Here is a 19,498-nt window from a genome sequence, read left to right as displayed (position 1 = left end):
AAAACAAAGGGATGGGTGAATAACTCGAGCGGATTGCGTCTTAAATTGCGCTGAATGCAACAAACTTGCATTCTTTCGCGCATTGTCCGCACCGAAACCTTCGTCATCCTGTTCGCGTCGGCACCATGGGGTGCTTTCTCGAGGGATCGCAGGGGGAACGGTCATGATGTCGCCACGAAAGCTGAAAATTCGCTCGCTTATCATGGGGGGCGCGGCGCAGGCGGCGCTGCTGACCGGCTTTCCCGCTCTTGCCGAGACGATCGCGCTCACCGGCGCCAATGTCGTCGACATCGACGGCAAGGCGCCGATCCGCGATGCGGTCGTGCTGATCGAGGACGAGCGGATTTCCGCCGTCGGTCCGGCCGCGACCACGCCGGTGCCCGCCGATGCGCAAGTCATCGCGCTGCCCGGAAAGTGGCTGATCCCGGGGCTGATGAACATGCACGTCCATCTCGCGCTCAATCTTCCCGGCGCCTCGCATGTCTACGACGAAAGCCATGAATCGATCGCGCTGCGCATGCTCGACAACGCCCAAAAGTCGCTGCGGTCGGGCGTGACGACGATCCGGCTGACGGGTTCGCAGGATGGCATCGACTTCACCATCAAGAAGATGATCGACAACGGCACCTTTGACGGTCCGCGCATCCACACCGCGGGCACCTCGATCGTGCCCACCGGCGGGCACGGCTCCTACGAGGTCAATGGCGCGGCCGAAGCCGCGCGCGCTGTGCGCGAGCAGATCAAGCGGGGCGCGACCTGGATCAAGCTCGGCATCTCGGGCGGCATCTCCGACACGCATGGCGACATCGCGGCCTCGCCCTTCACCGATGACGAGCTGCGTACCGCGATCGAGGTGGCGCACCGCAACGGCGTGAAGGTCACGGGCCACAACGGCTCGCCGATCGCGGCCGAAGTGGCGATCGATGCGGGGATCAACGGCTTCGAGCACGGCTACTACCTGACCGCGCCGGTCCTGACGAAGATGAAGGAGAAGAATGTCTGGCTGGTGCCGACCATCGTCGTCACGCAGCCGGGTGCCCGCGCCTTCTACAAGAAGATCGGCTCGCCCGACTGGTATCTCGACCGGGTCGAGACGGCGGGACGGACGCACTTCAAGACGCTGCAGGAGGCGATCCGCATCGGCACGCCGATCGCGCTGGGCAGCGACCAGTACCCCTGGGAACCCAATTCCGGCACGACCGCGACGATCCGCGAGGCCGAACTCTATGTGAAGGCGGGGATGACGCCGCTCCAGGCCCTGCGTGCGGGCACGATCGAGTCCGCGCGCATGCTGGGCGTCGACGATGAAGTGGGCGCGCTGCGGCCCGGCTATTTCGCCGATATTCTGGCCGTCGATGCCGACCCCACCGCGGACATCGCCGCGCTGCGATCGATCAATTTCGTGATGAAGGGCGGCAAGACGATCGTCGGCGGCACCGATGCGACGGCGAACGGTCACTAATTTGCGATCAACGCAACGAAAGTCGCTAATCGGTGTCATTGCAACAAATTTGTAACTGACAGACAATCCTCGCGACGGCCTGGAGAGAAGGCCGCTTGCTTGTCCGAAAATGGGGGTTCGCGTGTTCAGAACGTTAGGCCTTCGGGCCGCCGCTTCCGCGCTGTTGCTGTTCGCCGCCCCGGTCCATGCCGAGACGCAGGCTCCGCCGGCGTCGGCTCCCTCCTCCGATGTGCTGTCGCGGATGTTCGTGTGGTGGGACGAGGCCTTCAAGACGCCAGGCGCCTACACAAGGGACAACTTCGCGAGGTTCTTCACCGAGGACGCGACGCTGATCCTCGAGGGCAAGCTCGTGATCGACGGGATCGACGAGTGGGTTTCGCATTTCCAGGCCATCCAGTCGCGCGGCGGCGAGGTTGAGATCGTCGTTCCCTTCAAGGAAGTCTTCGAGGCGGACGGCAAGATCTACACGTATCACGTCATCCGCTCGCGCCGCGAGGGCAAGGCAGCGTGTTCGCTCGCTGCGGGCCACGCGACGCTGCGCGACGGCAAGATCGCCTCGATCGTGCTCGTCCGCTCGCCGCTCGATCCCGCCAAGGGGCCGCTCGATCCGCAGTGCTGGACGCAATGATGCACAGCTCGCGCCTGCAACCAAGGCCGGCGCCCTCCCGTCCGGGACCGATCAAGGGACAATTTCTGAAAACCACAAGGCCGGTACGAAGCACAACAAGGCCACCGGCGCCATCAAGGGGTTAGAACATGAGGCATAAACTTCGTCACCGCCGGCTTCGCAACGCCATCTCTTTCGGTGGGCTTCCCGCGATCGCGGTCGCGCTTTGCACCGCTCCCGCCCAAGCTCAGGTCGCGGCCGATGCGGGCGTTGGCGGCGACATCGTCGTTACCGCGCAGCGCCGCACGGAATCGATCCAGGACGTTCCGATCGCGATCACCGCGATCGGCTCCGAGCAACTCGAGAACCAGAACGTGCGCGGCGTGGAAGACTTCTTCGCGATGACGCCCAACGTCTCCTTCCAGTCGAACGGCGCGCGTGACCGCAAGGATCTCTCGATCCGCGGCATCTCCAACCAGCTCAATCCTTACGCCGACGTCCGGCAGTCGAGCTACGCCTTCTACATCGACGAATTCAGCGTCGCGGCGGGCACCAGCAACCCGCAGATCGTCGACCTCGAGCGCATCGAGGTCCTGCGCGGCCCGCAGGGCACCTACTTCGGCCGCAACGCGGTCGGCGGCGCGATCAACGTGATCACCAAGAAGCCGACGAACGAGTTCGAGGGCGAAGTGCAGCTCGGCTACGCCAGCTTCGACACGAAGCGTGCCCAGGGCGTCCTCAACGTCCCCGTGATCGATGGCCTGCTCGCGCTACGTGCCTCGGGCCAGTGGGAAAAGTCCGACGGCTACATCAAGAACATCAACCCGATCGGCGGCGGCAACGACAGCGAATATTACACCGGCCGCATCCAGGCGCGCCTGACTCCGCTCGACAATCTGACCTGGGATTTCACCTACAGCTTCTCCGATGAAGAGATCGGCATGCGTAACGGCGTGCCCACTGGTTTCGTCACGCGCACGTGGGCGTCCGTCTATTACGGCGCCACCGCGGGCACGATCGCCGATTCGGACGGCCTCGACTTCTTCCCCAAGAACAAGGACGAAGTGAACTTCAACCGTCCGCAGAGCGTCGGCGGTGACTTCGAGTACTTCAGCAGCCGCGCCGTGTGGGATTTCGGTCCGGTCGAACTGACCGCAGTCGGCGGCCACCTGACCTCGAGCGTGTTCAACTACGGCGACGTCGACGGCGGCAGCATCGACTTCTTCTACGAAGACCTGCTGCTCAAGCGCAAGTCGACCAGCGGCGAGCTTCGCCTTGCGTCGACGGGCAGCAACTTCCTCGACTGGAGCTTCGGCGCCTCGCTCGGTAAGGACTCGGGCGTCAGCGACCAGAGCACCTACCATGGCGCTGCCAGCCCGCTTTGCCCCGCGTCCTACAACGGAAGCTGCGAGGGCCTGGAGGTGACCGGTGCCGATGGCCGCAGCACGTCGCGCTACTTCGCCATGTTCGCGCAAGGCACGCTCAACTTCTCCGAGCAGCTCTCGTTCACCGCGGGCCTGCGCTATTCGTGGGAAAAGGTCACCAACGTCTCGCAGTCGCGCTCCAACACCGTCGTGACCGGCAACAACGATCGCTCGGCCTCGTTCGAGGACGTTTCGCCGAAGTTCACGCTGACCTACAAGCCGAGGCCGGGTCTCATGGTCTACGCGACCGCTTCGCGCGGCTTCAAGGCGGGCGGCACGCAGACCAGCAACTCCGCGCAGCTTCGCAACGAGTTCGATCCCGAGACGCTGTGGAACTACGAAGTCGGCACCAAGTTCGATTTGTTCGACAATCGCGTGCGTTTCGACATCACCGGCTTCTACATGGACTGGAGCGACGTTCAGCAGACGATCCGCTTCCAGTTCATCGATCCCGACACCGGGCTGCTGCGCGGCGTCACGGGCATCGCCAACGCGGCCTCGGCGGAAAGCTACGGCGTCGAAGCGAGCATGGACGCGCGGATCACGCCCGAATGGCAGATCGGCGCGCAGGTCGGCTACAACAAGACGAAGTACAAGGACTATCCGGGCGCGCTGATCGACGGCGTCGTGCTCGATCTTTCCGGCGAGCAGCTTACCACGGCGCCCGAGTGGACGCTGGGCGCGCAGTCGCAGTACACGCTGCCCCTCACCGATACGCTTGACGCCTTCGTCCGGGGCGAGTGGAACTTCCGTTCGAAGATGATCTCGAACCCGTACTACTATCTGTACAAGGACGTGCCGGGCGAACCGTTCCTCAGCCCGAGCTATCACAACGTGAACCTGCGCGCGGGCGTGGACAACGGGACGATCCGCGCGGTCGCCTATGTCGAGAACCTGTTCGACGCCGACTATTACGCGAACGCGTACGAGAAGGCCTTCTACAGCGGTGTGCAGGTCGAACCGTCCTTCCGCGAGTTCGGCGTGAGTGTCAGCTACAAGTTCTGATCTGACGAAGGAGGGGGCGATGGCCGGGAACGGCGGTCGCTCCCCCAAGGCCATGGGAGTCGAGGCGGTGCAGGGCAAGCCGGGAAGCCACGAAGGCCGTCTCGGCGGGCCGGAAGGTTGGTCCCCGCGGACGGTGGCACTCGGTATTGCGGTGCTGCTGGCGGCGATCGCCGTTGCCTTGCCGCCGTCGATCGAGGCGCGGGCCGCAGAACCCGCACCTGGCGCATCCGCCGAAGCCTGTTCGGCGCTGCGCGGCGCACGCTTCGACCTTCCGCGAGAGATGCCCGTCTTGATCGGCAGCGCTGAACTGGTTGCCGCATCGGCCCTGCGTCCCGAAATTTGCAGGGTTCGCGGTTACGTGGCGCCCAATACGAATTTCGAACTGGCGCTGCCGGCGACGGGCTGGAACGGGAAGTTCTTCTATGCCGGGTGCACCGGCTCGTGCGGTATCGCCGGCGAATCCGTCTGGGCTCGCGAGTGCGATTATCCGCTGGCGCGCGGCTATGCCTGCATCATCTCGGACATGGGGCATCGCTCGACCACGGCGGACGGCCTGTGGGCGTGGCGGAACCTGACCGCCAAGATGGATTTCGGCTATCGCGCCACTCACCGCACCGCGCTGACCGGCAAGGCCGTCGCCACGGCCTTCTATGGGAAGGCGCCGCGCCATGCGTACTACATGGGCTGTTCGACGGGGGGACGGCAGGGTCTCGTTTCGGCGCAGCGCTTCCCGCACGACTTCGACGCAATCATCGCGGGCGCGCCGGTGATCAGCGAGGCGGCGACCTCGATGAGCTTCGTGTGGACGCTGCAAAGCGTCGCGCGCGACGACGGCTCGCCGATCTTCGACGACGCGAGCCTCGCGCTGCTGCACCACGGGGCGGTGGCCGCGCTCGATCCCGCCGACGGACGCCAAGACGGCGTGATCGACGATCCGCGGGCGGGTTTCGATCCCGCGACGCTGCAATGCCGCTCCGGCGAGGCTGGACGATGTCTGTCGGCCGAACAGGTGCAGGCGGCGCGCCGGGTCTATCGCGGCCCGACCGATTCCGAGGGCAGGGCGGCAACGCACGGCGGCGGCTTCCTGCCTGGTTCCGAGTTGGGCTGGCGCAGCTTCCTGGCGCTCGGTGGTCCCGCGCAGGCGAGCCGATCGGGAACCGATACCACGCGCTTCATCCAATCGGACTTCGGCCCCGGATGGGATGCATCGCAGTTCGACTTCGACCGCGATCCGGACCGCTTGCGCGAATATGAAGTGCTCTACTCGGCTTCGCATCCCGACTTGCGCGCCTTCCGCGACGCGGGCGGCAAGCTGCTGATCTACCACGGCTGGGCCGACTCGCGCGTGGCGCCGCTCGGGACCGTCGACTATTACGGGATGCTGGCCCGCGCGATGGGCGGGATCGAGGCCACGCGCGGTTTCGCGAGACTGGCGATGGTGCCCGGCATGAATCACTGCTGGGGAGGGGACGGTCCCTTCGCGATCGACTACATCGCGGCGATGGAGGACTGGGTGGAACAGGGCCAGGCGCCCGACCGGCTTCGCGCGGCGCATCGCGACACCGAGGATTCGTCCGGCACGGGAGCCACGTTCATTCACGCGTTCCCCTCGCAAGCCGGGACGGAGCGCGGCGAACGGATGCTACCGACCTGGACCGAACCTCCGGCGGTAATGGAATGATGGAGAAGGGAAACGTGCTGATCGACCGCCGTCACCTCATGCGGGCTTGCGCCGCATCGGGCGCCCTGTTGGCCATGACGCGACCGGGGCGGGCCTTGGCCCAATCGTCGGACGCCGCGCTGGAGGCGCTGCTCCAGCGACATTGCGAGGCATTCCTGCATCGCTCGCCCGAAGAGGCGACGGGCGCGAACTTCGACATCGGCGCGAACGCCGCTTTGCGGTCCCGGCTCGACGACCGCTCGCTTGATGCGCGCGCGGGAGACCGTGCCGCGGTCGCGCGGGCGCTGCGCGAACTGCGCGCCGTGCCGACCGCCGGTCTTTCGCCGCGCGCTGCGCTCGACCGGGATGTCGCCCTCTACGTCTACGAGACGCTCGAGCGACTGCTGGGCTTCTACGGCTATGCCGACATCAACCTCCGGCCCAGTCCCTATGTGGTGAGCCAGATGAACGGGGCCTACTACTGGCTCCCCGACTTCATCGGCAGCCGTCACCCGATCGCGGATGCCGCCGATGCGCAGGCCTGGTTCGACCGGCTCGGTGCGTTCGCGGTCGCGCTCGATCAGGAGAGCGAGCGGATTCGGCACGATGCCGGGATCGGCGTCGTGCCGCCCGATTTCGTCATCACCAAGACCATCGCGCAAGTGAAGGGCCTGCGCGACCGGCCCCCGCTCGAATCCGCGCTCCTCGCCCCGGCCCTGCGCAAGCTGGCCGCGCTCGGCCGCGAAGGGGATGCGCAAAGGGCGCTCGAAATCTTCAACGAACGCATCGCCCCCGCGCTCACGCGCCAGATCGAAGCGCTCGAGGCCGTGCTGCCGCAGGCAGTGAGCACCGCCGGCGTGTGGCGCCTGCCCGACGGCGAGGCCTACTATGCCAGCGCCGTCCAGTCGAACACGACCACCGACATCGACCCCGGCGAGCTGCACAAGCTGGGCCTCGATCAGTGCGCGTCGCTCATTTCCCAGATCGACACACTGCTCAAGGCCGAGGGCATGAGCCGGGGCACGGTCGGCGAGCGCATCAAGGAACTGAACAACGACCCGCGCTTCAAGGTCAGCGACGACGATGCCGGCCGCGAGAAGCTGCTCGAACTCGCGCGCGGCTATATCTCGGACATCACCGCGCGCCTGCCGCAGGCCTACGGGATCGCGACCGTCGATCCGATCGAGGTGCGGCGTATCCCGCCCGCGATCGAGGCAGGTGCGCCGGGAGCCTTCTACAGCGAGGGTGCAGAGGGCGAGCCGGGAATATATTCGCTCAACCTGCATCATCCGGGCGAGCATTCGCTGTGGCGGCTGCCCACGCTGACGCACCACGAGGCGGTGCCCGGCCACCACTTCCAGTACAGCGTGCTGAGCCACGCTCCGTCGTTGCCGTTGTTCCGCCGGGTCGTGCGGTTTTCCGCCTACACCGAAGGCTATGCGCTCTATGCGCAGCAGGTCGCGGCCGAACTCGGGATTTTCGACGGACAGCCGTTCAATCGCATCGGCGAGTTGCAGTCGCAGCTTTTCCGCGCGGCGCGCATCGTCGTCGACACCGGCCTGCACCACGAGCGCTGGACCAAGGATCAGGCGATCGCGTGGATGGTCGAGAACGCCGGCGAACAGCCGCTCGCGACCGAGCGCGAGGTCACGCGCTATGCGGTCTACCCGGGGCAGGCCTGCAGCTTCAAGGTCGGCGCCACGCGCATCGTCGCGGCACGCGAGGCTGCACGGCAGGCCATGGGCCCGCGCTTCGACGTGCGCCAATTCCACGATCTCATCCTCACCTCCGGACCGATGCCGATGGCCGTGCTGGAAAAGGCCGTAGCCCAGTGGGCGAGCGGTACGATCTGAACCCGAACTGGAGATGTCCCCCATGAATTTCCGCATATTGCGGCGCTGGATCGTCGGCCTCGCGGCCGGCCTTGGCGTAAGCGGCGCGCAAGCGCTGCCCACGGCGGCACCCGTCGCTCCGACGCATACGGACGCGGTCGTCGCGCTTACCGATGCCAACGTCGTGGCGATCGACAGCGGCGAGGCGGTGCGCAATGCGACCGTCGTCATCCGTGACGGCAAGATCGTGGACGTCGGGCCCTCGGTCAGCGTCGCGGTGCCCGAAGGGGCCAGGGTCGTGCCGATGGGAGGCCGCTGGCTGATCCCGGGCCTGATGAACATGCACGTCCACTTCGGCCTCATCCTGCCCGGCGCGCAGGGGGCGGAACTGGCCAACGAGACGCCCGCAGAGGAAGCGCTGCGGATGGCGGCGAACGCGCGCAAGTCGCTGCTCGCGGGCGTGACCACGGTGCGGCTGGTCGGCGAGACCCGCGGAGTCGACTTCGGCCTGCGTCGGGCGATCCAGAAGGGCGAGGTGATCGGCCCGCGCATCAAGACGGCGGGCGAGATCATCGTGCCCACCGGTGGCCACGGCTATCTCGAGGCGGACGGGCCCTATGCGCTGGCACATGCCGTGCGCGAGCAGATCAAGCAGGGCGCGGACTGGATCAAGATCGCCATCTCCGGCGGCATCGCCGACACCCACGGCGCGATTGCCGCGGCGCCGATGACCGACGACGAACTCTCGACGCTGATCGACGTCGCGCACCGCAACGGCATTCCGGTGACGGCGCACAACGGCTCGCCCGAAGCCGCCCAGCAGTCGCTCGAGTACGGCATCGACTGTTTCGAGCACGGCTACCACCTGACCGAGGCGAACCTCAAGGAAATGAAGGCGAAGGGAGCCTGGCTCGTCCCGACCATCGTCGTCACCCAGCCCGGCGCGCGCGAGTTCTACAAGAAGATCGGTTCGCCGGACTGGTATCTCGCGCGCGTCGATTCGACCGGCAAGGATCACTGGAAGATGCTCCAGACCGCGATCCGGCTCGGCGTCAACATCGGTCTGGGCACCGACCAGTTCCCGTTCGAGCCCAACGACGGCACCACCGCGACGGTCGCCGAGGCCGAACTCTACGTGAAGGCGGGCATGACACCGTTGCAGGCGCTGCAGTCGGGAACCACGCAGACCGCCAGGCTGCTCAAGATGGAGGGCGAGGTCGGGCGCATCCAGCCGGGCTACTTCGCCGATATCGTCGCGCTGGAAAGCGATCCCACCCGCGACATCTCGGCTTTGCGCTCGATCAGCTTCGTGATGAAGAACGGCGTGATCTACCGCGACGACAGCCGGAACTATCTGGCACAGTTCTGACTGCGGGGCACCTTGGGGGCTGTTCAGGCACCCGCCCTCGAGGCCGCGATGCGGCGCCTCGAGGGCGGGACGCCTTGCCCGGAGACGCCCGGCGCTAGTCGATCCAAAGACCGTGCGCGCGGTGCCAGTCCTCGAGCCCCATGTCCGCATACTCCTCGAAGCACGCGTCTTGCGCGCCGATCGCGGGGACGACCCAGGAGGCCTTCGCCCCGAGCATCATGTGCACGAGCGAAGGCGCCTTGGGCAATTCGCTGTCGACCGCCGAGGCGAAGGGATGGCAAAGTTCGGGGTATTCGGGGCTGTAGACCCACAGGGCGCTGGCGCAAGACGGGCAGAAATGCCGCTCGCCCGAACTTATCGTGCAGCCGCCCCGGCCGTCGTCCAGCGCCGCGTGATAGACGGCGGTCTTGCCTTCCACCTGCAAGGTCCGCCTGTCGGCGTGGAGGTTGATGGCGTATCCGCCGCCGCCCGCCGTCTTTCGGCATATCGAGCAATAGCAGCGCATGAAGGGAACCGGGGCGTGACTGTCCACGGAGAAGCGAACCGCGCCGCAGCGGCACGAACAGTCGAGTTTCAAGGGCATGGGACAAGTCCTTTCTTCGGCTGAGCCGCCGGGCCGGGCATGTGTTCCTGGCGAGGCTCAGCCCTGGGGTTTCGGCTCGGCAATGCGCGCGCGGGGCTGTGAAGGTCGCGCGCGCTCATTCGGCGCCGGGTATCAAGGGTATGGGCCCCCGGGGCACGATCCCGTTGGGATTTATCTGTTCGTGGCTCTCGTAATAGTGATGGCGGATATGGTGAAAGTTCACCGTCTCGGCGACGCCGTCGAGTCGGTAGAGGCGGCGGGTGAAGGCGGCGAGGTTAGGATAGTCGGCGATGCGGCGGACATTGCATTTGAAATGGCCGTGGTACACCGGATCAAAGCGGATGAGCGTGGTCCACAACCGGATGTCGGCTTCGGTCAGTTGCCCGCCGACCAGCCATTCGCGCCCCTCGAGCCGCGCCTCCAGCTCCCCAAGGACGGCGAACAGCGGTTTCACCGCCGCGTCGTAGGCTTGCTGTGAGGTCGCGAAGCCGGCCTTGTAGACGCCGTTGTTGACCGCCTCGTACACGCGGTCGTTCAGCGCGTCGATTTGCTCGCGATGCGCCTCGGGATAGAGATCGAGATCGTTGGCGCCGACGCCGTCGAAGGCACTGCCCAGCATGCGCAGTATGTCCGCACTTTCATTGTTCACGATCGTGCCGGTCTTGGTGTCCCAGAGCACCGGCACGGTCACATGGCCCGAGTAATCGGGCTTCGCATGGGTATAGACCTGGTGAAGGTAGTCGGCGCCGATCAGGGGGTCGGGGGTCACGCACGGGCCCTCGCGGAAGGACCAGCCGCCTTTCTTCATCAGCCAGTGGACGACCACCAGGTCGATCATGCCGGTCAGTCCCTTGAGGTGGCGCGCGACATTGGCCCGGTGCGCCCAGGGGCAGGCGAGGCTAATATACAGGCGATAGCGCCCCGGCTCCGCCGCGAAGCCGCCGTCGCCGCTTGGGCCCGCAGACCCGTCCGGCGTCACCCAGTTGCGAAAGGCGCTGTCGTCACGCTCGAAGGCGCCGCTGTCCTCGTCGTTGTGATCCCACTCGTCATGCCATTCGCCGTCTTTGAGAAAGCCCATGTGCCGTTCGTCTCTCCTCTTCCTGAGACGAAAGCGCCGCGGCGCCGCGCGGGTTCCCGATCTTGCGGCCGGCAAGCGGTTTTGCGCTTCGGCATGTCCGCGCCTAGATGAAGCGATGACTCACCCATTCATCTATCGCGCAGCCAGGCTGGATGACCTGGAGGCCCTGCATCGCGTGATGGAGCGATCGATCGCAAGGCTGCAGAGCCAGTTCCTGACGCCGGAGCAGGTGGCGGCCAGCCGCAAGGTGATGGGACTGGACAGCCAGCTCGTGCGCGACGGCACCTATTTCTTGGCCGAATCCGGCGATCGCATCGCCGGGTGCGGCGGTTGGAGCTTTCGCGAGACCCTTTATGTGGGCGATGAGAGCGTGATCGCGCGCGAGCCGGCCGTCGCCAATCCGGTGAGCGGCGCGGCGAAGATTCGCGCCATGTATACCGATCCCGATTTCACGCGGCGCGGCGTCGGCGTGCGGATCATCGCACTATGCGAGGAAGCCGCTCGCGCGGCCGGCTATCGCCGCGTCGAACTGATGGCGACCGCTGCCGGCGTGCCGTTATATGAAAATTGCGGATACCGGCCCAAGGAGCGGCTCCAGTTCGCCCATGTCGATGGCGTGGAAGTCCCGCTGCTGCGAATGGAAAAAGCGCTCTGAGGGCCGTAATCGGCGGCGCCGAAGGGCCGAAGCATACGGCAGCGCGCATCGGCAATGGTTTCGCGTTGGCCCGAGAGGCAAGCAGGCGAGCATGAACGAACTCGCCCGATCGGAACCTGAAGGATGCCCGGCCGGGTGATCGAAAAGCTGAACAGATGCTCGTTCCAATGCGGGACCGAGCCCACTTCCGCGATGGTCAGTGCGGATGACAGCGGGAGTCTTGCCGATGCGGTGAGACGGTAACTCACCCCTGCGTTTTGCTTGCTCTGACACTTGGCTGGAAATCTGCGGCTCGCGATAGAACGAACTCGATTGGCACCATGACTTCGAGCGGCTCGGGTCTGTCATCGGGAATCCTGGGCAGCGGCTCAGCCCGCCGCAACGTGTCGAGGGCTTCACGGTCGAGCGCGGCGCAACCCGAGCCTTGGGTGATGGCGGCGTCTATGACGCGGCCCTCCCTGTTCATATGAAAGCGGATATGGACAACCCCTTCCTCACCCTTTCGAAGCGCTTTGCGCGGGTAGCGGCGGAATTGCTCGATGCGGGCCAGGAGCAATCCCTCGTATGTCGCTTCGCTATCGGGTGTGCTCGAGCGCGGTGGCGCCGGGCTTTTCAGCGAGAAATCTTCCAGGCGGATGGACTTAGAGACAGACGTCAGCGGAAGGATATCCGGTGGGTCTAGTGGAATGATCGGCTTCGCCGCAGCAATTGACGGACTTGGCGGCGAAGGCAGATCGGCAGGCTTTTCGGGCTCTGCAGGAGTGGGCTGCGGCTCCGGTTCGGGGGGCGGGGGAGGCAGTGACACCTTAGTGATCACGATGGGTTCAGGGGCCGGTAGCCAAGCCTTCGACGGGGTGGGAGCCCAATGTTGGATCAGGAGGAGGGCAAACCCCAGATGCAAGGCTGCGCTGATCGTGAGGCCGATGGCTTTGCGAGCTGGCAATGCGCCGCGCTGGCTACCAGGTTCCGGCCCATCAGCGGCGTAGACGGGATCGGGACACTCCGCGCGACTTTCCCCATCGTTGAATGACGGCTTTTTTTCCGGCGATCCGCAGGTCAGCATTCCGTCTTGCCTATCGGGTGGGGCGTATGCCGCCAAAGCGCTGCGCCCGGTCATGCAGCAAGCCCACCGCGGCAAGTTGCAGGACCGCCATATGCGCCGCAGTCCGCTCCATGTGAGCCATCATGCACCCGACCGCTTGCTCGCAAACGAGCAGTTCCAGAATTATCCGTGCGCGATCGGGGCAATCGGCGACGATATCTGACCACAGCGCGAGCAAGACCGCCTCGATCCCGGTTATCCGGCCGTGGCCCAGACGGCCGAGTGCCATCGAAAGCCGGCCCTGCCTGTGAAGATCGAGCATCAACGCGTGGAAATCGTCCAGCACATCATGCGCTGCCATATGTGAAAACGACGATGCAAGCGTCACTACCGGGCAGCGGTCTTGCTGCGCGGACATGACCCGACCGCGCATCGCTTCCAGGACGAACTGGCTGCGTGCCGTGAGGCGGTCGCAAGGCTGGTCGACGAACTGGTACAGGGCAATCTCCAGCTTCGACGAATACGCTATTGCGACGCAGTTGCAAATAGGGTTTCTGAGTTCATGGATGGTCTGCGATCCTTGCCAGATTTTTCAGCTCTGCTTCGGAAAGCCGGACGCGGGCATCCAGGCGCGCGCAGTTGCGGTACGCGGTGGATGACGTTATCGCCAGTTGCGAATGTCTCGCAACAACTCTCTGCCTGCCCGTCCGTCCGGCGCCTTTGCGGCGCAAGCCGTCCTACGGGCGCCGGAGGAGGATGTCGCGCTTGCCGTCTATCGCGAGCAATATGCGGCGCTGATCGCTTATGCCACGCGCATCCTGGGCGATGCGGCGCAGGCGGAGGATGTGGTGCAGGACGCCTGGATCGCGGCCTCGCTGCGGGCGCAGCACGGCGAGGTCCGCGAATTCGGCGCCTATCTGCGGCTGACCGTGCGCAATCTCGCCATCGACGCAATCCGGCGGCGCGACCGTTATGGCGAGATTGCCGGCGGCGGCTATGACGCTGCGATGGACCGCGTGGCCGACATCGCGCCGGGTGCCGACGACAGGCTCGCCGCGCGGCAGGAACTGGAACGCTTCCATCAGGCGCTGGAGCGACTTCCCGAACGGCAACGCCTTGCGGTGGAAATGCACCGTATCGGCAATTACAAGCTGCGCGAAATTGCCAAGCGACTGAACATCTCGGTCGCCTATGCGCAGGATCTGGTCGCCAAGGGGCTGGCCGCCTGCGCGCGGTTCCTGGCGGAGGGGCGCTGATCCGATGACCGCACTTCTATCGCGCCGGAAAGTTGAAAACGGCCGGGTCCGTTCGTCTATCCGATATGCAGCATCGCCTTTTCCGACGGATGCTCGGGCATCGTGCCTTACCGCCAGTCGCAGGAGCGCCGGTCATGGCCTCTGACCGCGACCGCGCGCTCGACGAAGCGGCCCGGTGGTACACCCGCATCCTCGAAGAAGACGAGCCGGGTATCGAGGCTCGGTTCGATGCCTGGCTGGACGCCGATCCGCTGCACGCCGAATGCTGGGCGCAGATCGCGCACACGGCCAACGGCATCGCCCGGACCGAGCCTGTCCACCAGGAGCAGTGGAACAAGCCGCTTGCCGATGCGGAGGCACCTCCACCGCGCGCCCGCAAGGGCAACGCCGCGCATCGCCCGGCTCGCGGAGGCTGGCGGCGGCGTGTTGGCCTGAAAGGTATCGCGGCGGCGGCCGTCGCCGCCTGCGCGCTGGCGGTGATCGTGCCCGATGCGATATTGCGTCTGAACGCCGACATGCGGACCGCGACTGGCGAAGTGCGCGACGTGAAGCTGGCGGACGGCACTCGCGTTGCGCTCGGCCCCGACAGCATGATCGATGTGGATTACACAGCCGGCAAGCGCACCGTCCGCCTTCTCAAGGGACAGGCCTGGTTCGAAGTCGAGAGCGATCCCGCGCGCGCCTTCCGCGTGGAGGCCGAGGCGATGACCGCCACCGTGCTGGGCACCGGCTTCGACGTGCGCATGATCGGCGATGCCACGCGCGTCAGCGTGGCGCATGGGCGCGTGCGCGTGGAAGGCGGCTCGGCCTCGCGCGTGCTGACCGCCGGACAGTGGGCGAGCGCCAAGTCGGGGCGCATGACGGGCGGAAAGAGCAAGCCCGCCTCGCTCGGCCTGTGGCGCGACGGCGAGATCGTGGCCGGCGACGGCGGCACCGTCGCCGGCGTGATCGACGAACTTCGCCCCTGGTATCGCGGCCATATCGTTCTGGCCAGCGACGAACTGGGCGAGCGGCCGGTTGCCGGCTTTTACCGCACTGACGACGCCGCGCGCACCCTGCGCAACCTCGTCGCTCCCTACGGCGGCACAGTGACCACGATCACGCCCTGGCTGATCGTGGTCACGGGCGGGTGACGGTTGCCTGCCGCGCCGGACCGCCTCAAAAGCGAGCGTCGAGGCTGAGCAGTATGCTCCTTGGAGCGCCGGGATAGGCAGAGGTGAATGCTCCGCCGGAGCCGGTGGCGTCGGTGTAGTATCTTGCGTCGGTCAAATTCCGGATGTTCGCCGAAAGGCGCATGTTGTCGGCGGCATTCCAGCCGATGAAGGCATCCGCGATCGTGTAATCGGGCACTTCCACGCTGTTCGTACCGTCGATCGGCATCGTTCCCTTGTGAGTCAGGCCACCGCCGATCTGCCATGCGTCGAGTGCATCCGGCAAACGGTATGTCGCCCAAATGCTTACGGTCGTCTTGGTCGAGCGCGCAAGCCGTTTGCCGACAATCGCCGCATTGCCGTCGCGGCGCGTTTCGGGGTCGAGGAGGGTCATCTGCGCGATGAGGTTCAAGCCCTTTACGGGTTCGCCGCTGGCTTCCAGTTCGATGCCGCGGATGCGCACCTTGCCGGTCTGCTCGGAGAAGCCCGGATTGCTGTTGCTGGGCGTGGGAATATTGGTCTTCTCAAGCTGAAACAGCGCCGCCGTCGTGGTCATGCGCCCGTCCAGCCATATGCGCTTCGCGCCGATTTCGACCTGTTTGCCGCGCGACGGGTCGGCTTTGCCGCCTCCGATCAGATTGGCGTTGTAATTCGGCTCGAAGGAACTTGCATAGCTTACATAAAGCAGCGAGACGTCATCGGGCTTGAAGGTCAATGCCGCGTTCGGGGAGACGGCGTTCGCCGTTTCCGGAATCGTCTTGTCCCTGACGCGGTCGTAGCGCAGGCCGAACTGAGCGCCCCAGCCATTGCCGAAGTCCATGACGTCCTGGAGGAATATCCCCCAGGCACGCGTGTCGTCGCGCCTTTTGCCCGGTATCGGATTGTCCAGCGGCGTACTGCTCACCACCGGATCGTGGATGTCGAGCGCGGGCAAGGTCAGGATCGTCCAAGCACCGCCATCGGTCTTGTCACGGATATAGTCTGTGCCGACCAGCACGCTGTGCTCGATCGGCCCGGTATCGAGCGTGCCGCGCAGTTCGAGGCGCAGCGTGTCCACGACGATGTCGTAATAGGGCGTGTACCAGACTTCGCGATTGGTGCTTTGGCCATCCGGCGTGAGGCCCGTGTGGATCAGCCACTGGGTCGGCCGGGAAAAATCGTCGTGTGCCGCCTGCGCGCGCAATTGCCAGTCGCTGCCAAGTGAATGGGTGAGTTCCGCCGCCAGATAGGTGCGCTCGCTGGTGAAGCTCGCCGTCGTTTCGCCATAGAAATTGCGCATGCCTATGGCATCGGCCGAAGCGAGATCGGTCGGATCGGGGACCGGCAGGCCGGGATTCGACGTCTGCTGGATGTCGTTATACTCAACCGACACGTTCAGCGCGGTGTCCTCGCTGACATTCCAGGTCAGCGAAAGCGCGCCTCCCCAGCGCTCGGGATCGACATAATCGGTATAGGCGCCGCCTTCCTCATAGGCACCCGTCACGCGGTACAGAAACTTGCCATCCCGATCGACCGGGCCGCTGAGGTCCAGCTCGCCCCGATGCCAGCTATTGCTGCCTATCGAGAGGCTTCCCGCATAGCGCTGCGTAGCCAGAGGCTTCTTGCTGACATAGTTGATCAGGCCGCCGGGCGCTGTCTGGCCATAGTCGATCGCGTTCGGGCCCTTGATGACCTCGACCCGCTCGACATTGAACAGCAGCGGTTCGGTCACATGGAGCACCCGCGCGCCGTCGCGCAGGTAATTGGTGCTGTTGTCGGCCATCACGCCGCGCAACATGAAGCTGGAATACAGCCCCTGATATTCGTTGCGCGCGGTGATGCCGGAAACATACCGCATGATTTCCGTCTCGCTGAACGGCTTCACGTCGTCGATGAGATCGCGCGTGATCACGCTGACGGCGCGCGGTGTATCGAGCGCCGCCTGACCCAGCCTGTTGCCTTGCAGAGGCGTTTCCGGTGCGGCGTAGCTGCTGGCCCATTCGCCCTGAACCGGACGGCTTCCAGACCGCTGCAATCCGCCGGCTCCCGATCCGGTTGCCTCGACCCGCACCGGCCCCAGCCGGATCGCACCGTCGCCCGAGGCCCGCGGCGCGCGTTCGATGCGCACGGCGTTCGCGCCGAGGAAGCGGAACGTGAGGCCCGTCCCCGTCAGCAACCGGCTCAAGGCTTGGCCCGGAGCCATCGTGCCGCTGACGGCCGAACTGCGCCGCGCGGCGGTGAGACCGCTATCGGAGGAAACCTGATAGCCCGACTGGCGCGCGAAGACGATCAGCGCGTCGTCGAGGCTTTGCGCCGGAATGTCGAAATCCCGCGTCGATGCCGCCTGCGTCTCCTGCGCGTGCGCCACGCCCGCCGGCGCCATGCCACCCGCCAGAGCCGTGGCCGCCAACAATCGCTTGAACGCCTTGCCGACAGCCCACGCTTTCCCCCGTTCGTTCATCAATTCGTCCCTTTCATCGTCGAAACCCGAGGCGGCCGCCCCGATCATTCGCTAATGCGAAAAAGTTGCAATTACCGCTCGTGCGGTTCGACGACGGGGCCTCCGAGTATTCCTGCGCCGATGCGAAAAAAATCGCGGGCGGGCGTTCAGCCGGATCTGGAGACGAGGATCAGCCAGGGCGTGATCCGGCGGATCGAGCCGCCATGGACACTGAGCAACAGCGACAGCGCCTCTTCCGGATCGCGGGGATCGTAGGCGCCGGTTACGCGCTGGCGGCCCATTTCCGCGTCGGTCAGGATGATGGCGCCGCCATACCACGGGCGCAGGCGGTCGATGACTTCGGCGATGGGCCGGTCTTTCACCACCACCGTCGCGCGGTCCGGCGCGCTGTCGTCGCCCGTGCCGGAGCCGTGTTCGACCTGGCGATCCTCATCCACGCGCAGCCAGTCGCCGGCGGTCAGCACGCGCCGGATGGCAGGGCCGTCCTCACCGCCGTCCACGCGCACACGGCCATGCGCCACGGCGACCCAGGTTCCGGTGCGTTCCCGACGAACCTCGAACGCGGTGCCGAGCACGGTCGTGCGCACGTCGCCCGCCTTCACCCGAAAGGGCCGCGCCGGATCGGGCGTGACGTCGAAGGAGGCTTCCCCTGAAAGCAGCGCCACGATCCGCTGCCCCGCGCTGTAGCGGATACGCACCGCGCTGTCGGGGCCGAGATAGACCCTGCTGCCGTCGTCGAGCGTCATCGTCTCCAGCTCGGCCGTGCCGGTGATCCGGTCGGCGGAGACGTGAAGCCAGAGCGAAGGCGCGGCGACGACGATCAGGCCCGCGGCGACGGCGGCGATGGCCAGCGCGCGCTTTCGCGGTGTCCTGCGTTGCCGGCGGGGGGCGATCGGCTGCCGTTTTTGTGTTCCGCCGGACCGGGCCGGTCGCGGCCGACTTGCGCGGGGCCGGAATTGGGGTGCTTGGCCCATGGCATCATACGTATCGGTCGCAGCGGCCCATGCGCGCCGGTTGGCGGCGCTGGCGTCCAGCCATGCCTCGAATTGCGCGCGCAGCTCGTCCGCGACGGGCTCTTCGGCCAGCAAGATCAGCCAGTTGGCCGCTTCGAAAGCCGGGCTCTTGCCATTGGGTGCGTCCGTGCTCATCGGCAAGCGCCGTCCAAGGGGGATAGCCGGGCCGGCTCTGCCGCGAGGGCGGGTGAAGGTGCGAGGTTTGCCGAAGCGGCGCATATAGGCGATGACGAATTGCGCGTGCCTATTTCCTTCGCCGACATGACAAGCGGCGTCATAAATCCGGGTCCCGGCGCTGCATGCAATAGTGCAGACCCTCGACGATAATCCCCTGCGCGCGCGAAACCGAAATGCCGAGATGCGCGGCGATGTCAGCCAGGCGCTTGCCTTCCATGCGGTGCATCCGGATCGCGATGCGTGTGCGTTCGGGCAGCTCGTCGAGCGCGTCGAACACGATCTGCAACTCGGCCCGCGCGATAGCCTCGGCTTCCGGATCAGGCCGGGCATCGGCCTCCACTTCCAGCCTTTCGCTCGCCACGTCGTCGTGGATCCTGCTGATCCTGCCGAGCTTTCGCCTGCCGTCGATCGCAAGATTGCGGACGATGCGATACAGATAGCGGACCGGCTCGTGCACCGGCCGCGCGCGTTCCGCCCGCTCGAAACGCAGCCAGGCTTCCTGAACCACATCCTCGGCCTCGCTGCGGCTGCCGACGATGCCGCTGGCATAGTCGATCAGCACATTGTTGTGAGATCGGAACAGTCTTGGCAGCGGGCGGTCGGCGCTCAATTCGTTGGTTACCTCCGGTTGCGCGGTGTTTTCCACGCTACCTGTCAGGCGGGAAACGGGACGCACTTCGCCTTATTGCGAAGGGTTATCAAAAATCGCCCTAACCAGCCGCCCACGATTTGACAATATTTGAC

General features: G+C 65.7%; 16 protein-coding genes and 1 pseudogene. 9 read left to right on the top strand and 8 right to left on the bottom strand.

Going from position 1 to position 19,498, the window contains the following annotated elements; all coding sequences use genetic code 11:
• Nucleotides 1-163: 163 nt before the first annotated feature.
• From B2G71_RS04385 to B2G71_RS04360, 6 genes are all read left to right on the top strand, one after another.
• Complete coding sequence (locus tag B2G71_RS04385) at nucleotides 164-1,462, top strand: amidohydrolase family protein (RefSeq protein ID WP_206049295.1); 1,299 nt, start codon at nucleotides 164-166, stop codon at nucleotides 1,460-1,462.
• A gap of 121 nt (nucleotides 1,463-1,583) precedes the next feature.
• Nucleotides 1,584-2,090: a hypothetical protein gene (locus B2G71_RS04380; RefSeq protein WP_240530006.1), complete on the top strand. Its 507-nt coding sequence runs from the start codon at nucleotides 1,584-1,586 to the stop codon at nucleotides 2,088-2,090.
• 128 nt (nucleotides 2,091-2,218) lie between these two features.
• The gene (locus B2G71_RS04375; protein WP_098104517.1) at nucleotides 2,219-4,498 is read left to right on the top strand and encodes a TonB-dependent receptor; all 2,280 of its coding nucleotides are present in this window, start codon (nucleotides 2,219-2,221) and stop codon (nucleotides 4,496-4,498) included.
• Nucleotides 4,499-4,517: 19 nt separating this feature from the next.
• Nucleotides 4,518-6,179, top strand: a complete 1,662-nt coding sequence (locus tag B2G71_RS04370; RefSeq protein ID WP_098104516.1) for a tannase/feruloyl esterase family alpha/beta hydrolase — start codon at nucleotides 4,518-4,520, stop codon at nucleotides 6,177-6,179.
• Nucleotides 6,180-6,274: 95 nt separating this feature from the next.
• Nucleotides 6,275-8,011 carry a DUF885 domain-containing protein gene (locus tag B2G71_RS04365; RefSeq protein ID WP_240530005.1) on the top strand — a complete coding sequence of 579 codons (1,737 nt, stop codon included), beginning with the start codon at nucleotides 6,275-6,277 and terminating at the stop codon, nucleotides 8,009-8,011.
• Nucleotides 8,012-8,033: 22 nt separating this feature from the next.
• Nucleotides 8,034-9,359: an amidohydrolase family protein gene (locus B2G71_RS04360; protein WP_240530004.1), complete on the top strand. Its 1,326-nt coding sequence runs from the start codon at nucleotides 8,034-8,036 to the stop codon at nucleotides 9,357-9,359.
• A 94-nt stretch (nucleotides 9,360-9,453) separates the two neighbouring features.
• On the opposite strand, the gene B2G71_RS04355 is transcribed toward B2G71_RS04360, so the two are convergent.
• Both B2G71_RS04355 and B2G71_RS04350 read right to left on the bottom strand, forming a co-directional pair.
• On the bottom strand, nucleotides 9,454-9,942 hold the full coding sequence (locus B2G71_RS04355) for a GFA family protein (protein ID WP_098104513.1): 489 nt from the start codon (nucleotides 9,940-9,942) through the stop codon (nucleotides 9,454-9,456).
• Nucleotides 9,943-10,057: 115 nt separating this feature from the next.
• Nucleotides 10,058-11,020 (bottom strand): glutathione S-transferase family protein, encoded by a 963-nt coding sequence (locus tag B2G71_RS04350; RefSeq protein WP_098104512.1) that lies wholly within the window; start codon nucleotides 11,018-11,020, stop codon nucleotides 10,058-10,060.
• 115 nt (nucleotides 11,021-11,135) lie between these two features.
• On the opposite strand from B2G71_RS04350, the gene B2G71_RS04345 reads away from it, so the two are divergent.
• Nucleotides 11,136-11,675, top strand: a complete 540-nt coding sequence (locus tag B2G71_RS04345; protein WP_098104511.1) for a GNAT family N-acetyltransferase — start codon at nucleotides 11,136-11,138, stop codon at nucleotides 11,673-11,675.
• A gap of 94 nt (nucleotides 11,676-11,769) precedes the next feature.
• On the opposite strand, the pseudogene B2G71_RS24455 reads toward B2G71_RS04345, so the two are convergent.
• The 3 genes and pseudogenes from B2G71_RS24455 to B2G71_RS04335 all read right to left on the bottom strand — a co-directional run.
• Nucleotides 11,770-11,923 (bottom strand): annotated as a pseudogene (locus tag B2G71_RS24455) (ferredoxin--NADP reductase); the annotation flags it as partial.
• Nucleotides 11,920-12,738 carry an energy transducer TonB gene (locus B2G71_RS04340; RefSeq protein WP_168176250.1) on the bottom strand — a complete coding sequence of 273 codons (819 nt, stop codon included), beginning with the start codon at nucleotides 12,736-12,738 and terminating at the stop codon, nucleotides 11,920-11,922. The gene B2G71_RS04340 and the pseudogene B2G71_RS24455, both read right to left, overlap by 4 nt.
• Before the next feature lie 10 nt (nucleotides 12,739-12,748).
• Nucleotides 12,749-13,135, bottom strand: a complete 387-nt coding sequence (locus B2G71_RS04335) for a hypothetical protein (RefSeq protein WP_141521490.1) — start codon at nucleotides 13,133-13,135, stop codon at nucleotides 12,749-12,751.
• Nucleotides 13,136-13,394: 259 nt separating this feature from the next.
• On the opposite strand from B2G71_RS04335, the gene B2G71_RS04330 reads away from it, so the two are divergent.
• On the top strand, nucleotides 13,395-13,973 hold the full coding sequence (locus tag B2G71_RS04330) for a sigma-70 family RNA polymerase sigma factor (protein ID WP_098104508.1): 579 nt from the start codon (nucleotides 13,395-13,397) through the stop codon (nucleotides 13,971-13,973).
• A gap of 134 nt (nucleotides 13,974-14,107) precedes the next feature.
• Nucleotides 14,108-15,106, top strand: a complete 999-nt coding sequence (locus B2G71_RS04325) for a FecR domain-containing protein (RefSeq protein ID WP_168176249.1) — start codon at nucleotides 14,108-14,110, stop codon at nucleotides 15,104-15,106.
• Nucleotides 15,107-15,131: 25 nt separating this feature from the next.
• Here B2G71_RS04325 and B2G71_RS04320 read toward each other — a convergent pair whose 3' ends face one another.
• The 3 genes from B2G71_RS04320 to B2G71_RS04310 all read right to left on the bottom strand — a co-directional run bounded on the left by B2G71_RS04320 (nucleotide 15,132) and on the right by B2G71_RS04310 (nucleotide 19,364).
• Nucleotides 15,132-17,564, bottom strand: coding sequence for a TonB-dependent receptor (locus B2G71_RS04320; RefSeq protein WP_168176248.1), 2,433 nt, complete (start codon nucleotides 17,562-17,564; stop codon nucleotides 15,132-15,134).
• Between the two features lie 146 nt (nucleotides 17,565-17,710).
• Entirely contained in the window at nucleotides 17,711-18,712 is a 1,002-nt protein-coding gene (locus tag B2G71_RS04315; protein ID WP_240530028.1) for a FecR domain-containing protein, read from the bottom strand.
• A gap of 139 nt (nucleotides 18,713-18,851) precedes the next feature.
• Nucleotides 18,852-19,364, bottom strand: coding sequence for a sigma-70 family RNA polymerase sigma factor (locus B2G71_RS04310; protein ID WP_098104931.1), 513 nt, complete (start codon nucleotides 19,362-19,364; stop codon nucleotides 18,852-18,854).
• Nucleotides 19,365-19,498: the final 134 nt, after the last annotated feature.

Origin of the sequence: Novosphingobium sp. PC22D (assembly GCF_002556635.1) — a bacterium.
GTDB lineage: Bacteria > Pseudomonadota > Alphaproteobacteria > Sphingomonadales > Sphingomonadaceae > Novosphingobium.
This window is presented reverse-complemented; position numbering and strand designations above follow the sequence as displayed.

What these genes read in the sequence shown, in the direction of transcription:
- B2G71_RS04325 (WP_168176249.1), top strand. Translation starts at nt 14,108, where the DNA reads ATGGCCTCTGACCGCGACCGCGCGCTCGACGAAGCGGCCCGGTGGTAC.
- B2G71_RS04385 (WP_206049295.1), top strand. Translation starts at nt 164, where the DNA reads ATGATGTCGCCACGAAAGCTGAAAATTCGCTCGCTTATCATGGGGGGC.
- B2G71_RS04315 (WP_240530028.1), bottom strand. Translation starts at nt 18,712, where the DNA reads ATGAGCACGGACGCACCCAATGGCAAGAGCCCGGCTTTCGAAGCGGCC.
- B2G71_RS04340 (WP_168176250.1), bottom strand. Translation starts at nt 12,738, where the DNA reads ATGCTGACCTGCGGATCGCCGGAAAAAAAGCCGTCATTCAACGATGGG.
- B2G71_RS04345 (WP_098104511.1), top strand. Translation starts at nt 11,136, where the DNA reads ATGACTCACCCATTCATCTATCGCGCAGCCAGGCTGGATGACCTGGAG.
- B2G71_RS04375 (WP_098104517.1), top strand. Translation starts at nt 2,219, where the DNA reads ATGAGGCATAAACTTCGTCACCGCCGGCTTCGCAACGCCATCTCTTTC.
- B2G71_RS04320 (WP_168176248.1), bottom strand. Translation starts at nt 17,564, where the DNA reads ATGAACGAACGGGGGAAAGCGTGGGCTGTCGGCAAGGCGTTCAAGCGA.
- B2G71_RS04360 (WP_240530004.1), top strand. Translation starts at nt 8,034, where the DNA reads ATGAATTTCCGCATATTGCGGCGCTGGATCGTCGGCCTCGCGGCCGGC.
- B2G71_RS04330 (WP_098104508.1), top strand. Translation starts at nt 13,395, where the DNA reads ATGTCTCGCAACAACTCTCTGCCTGCCCGTCCGTCCGGCGCCTTTGCG.
- B2G71_RS04355 (WP_098104513.1), bottom strand. Translation starts at nt 9,942, where the DNA reads ATGCCCTTGAAACTCGACTGTTCGTGCCGCTGCGGCGCGGTTCGCTTC.
- B2G71_RS04335 (WP_141521490.1), bottom strand. Translation starts at nt 13,135, where the DNA reads ATGTCCGCGCAGCAAGACCGCTGCCCGGTAGTGACGCTTGCATCGTCG.
- B2G71_RS04370 (WP_098104516.1), top strand. Translation starts at nt 4,518, where the DNA reads ATGGCCGGGAACGGCGGTCGCTCCCCCAAGGCCATGGGAGTCGAGGCG.
- B2G71_RS04350 (WP_098104512.1), bottom strand. Translation starts at nt 11,020, where the DNA reads ATGGGCTTTCTCAAAGACGGCGAATGGCATGACGAGTGGGATCACAAC.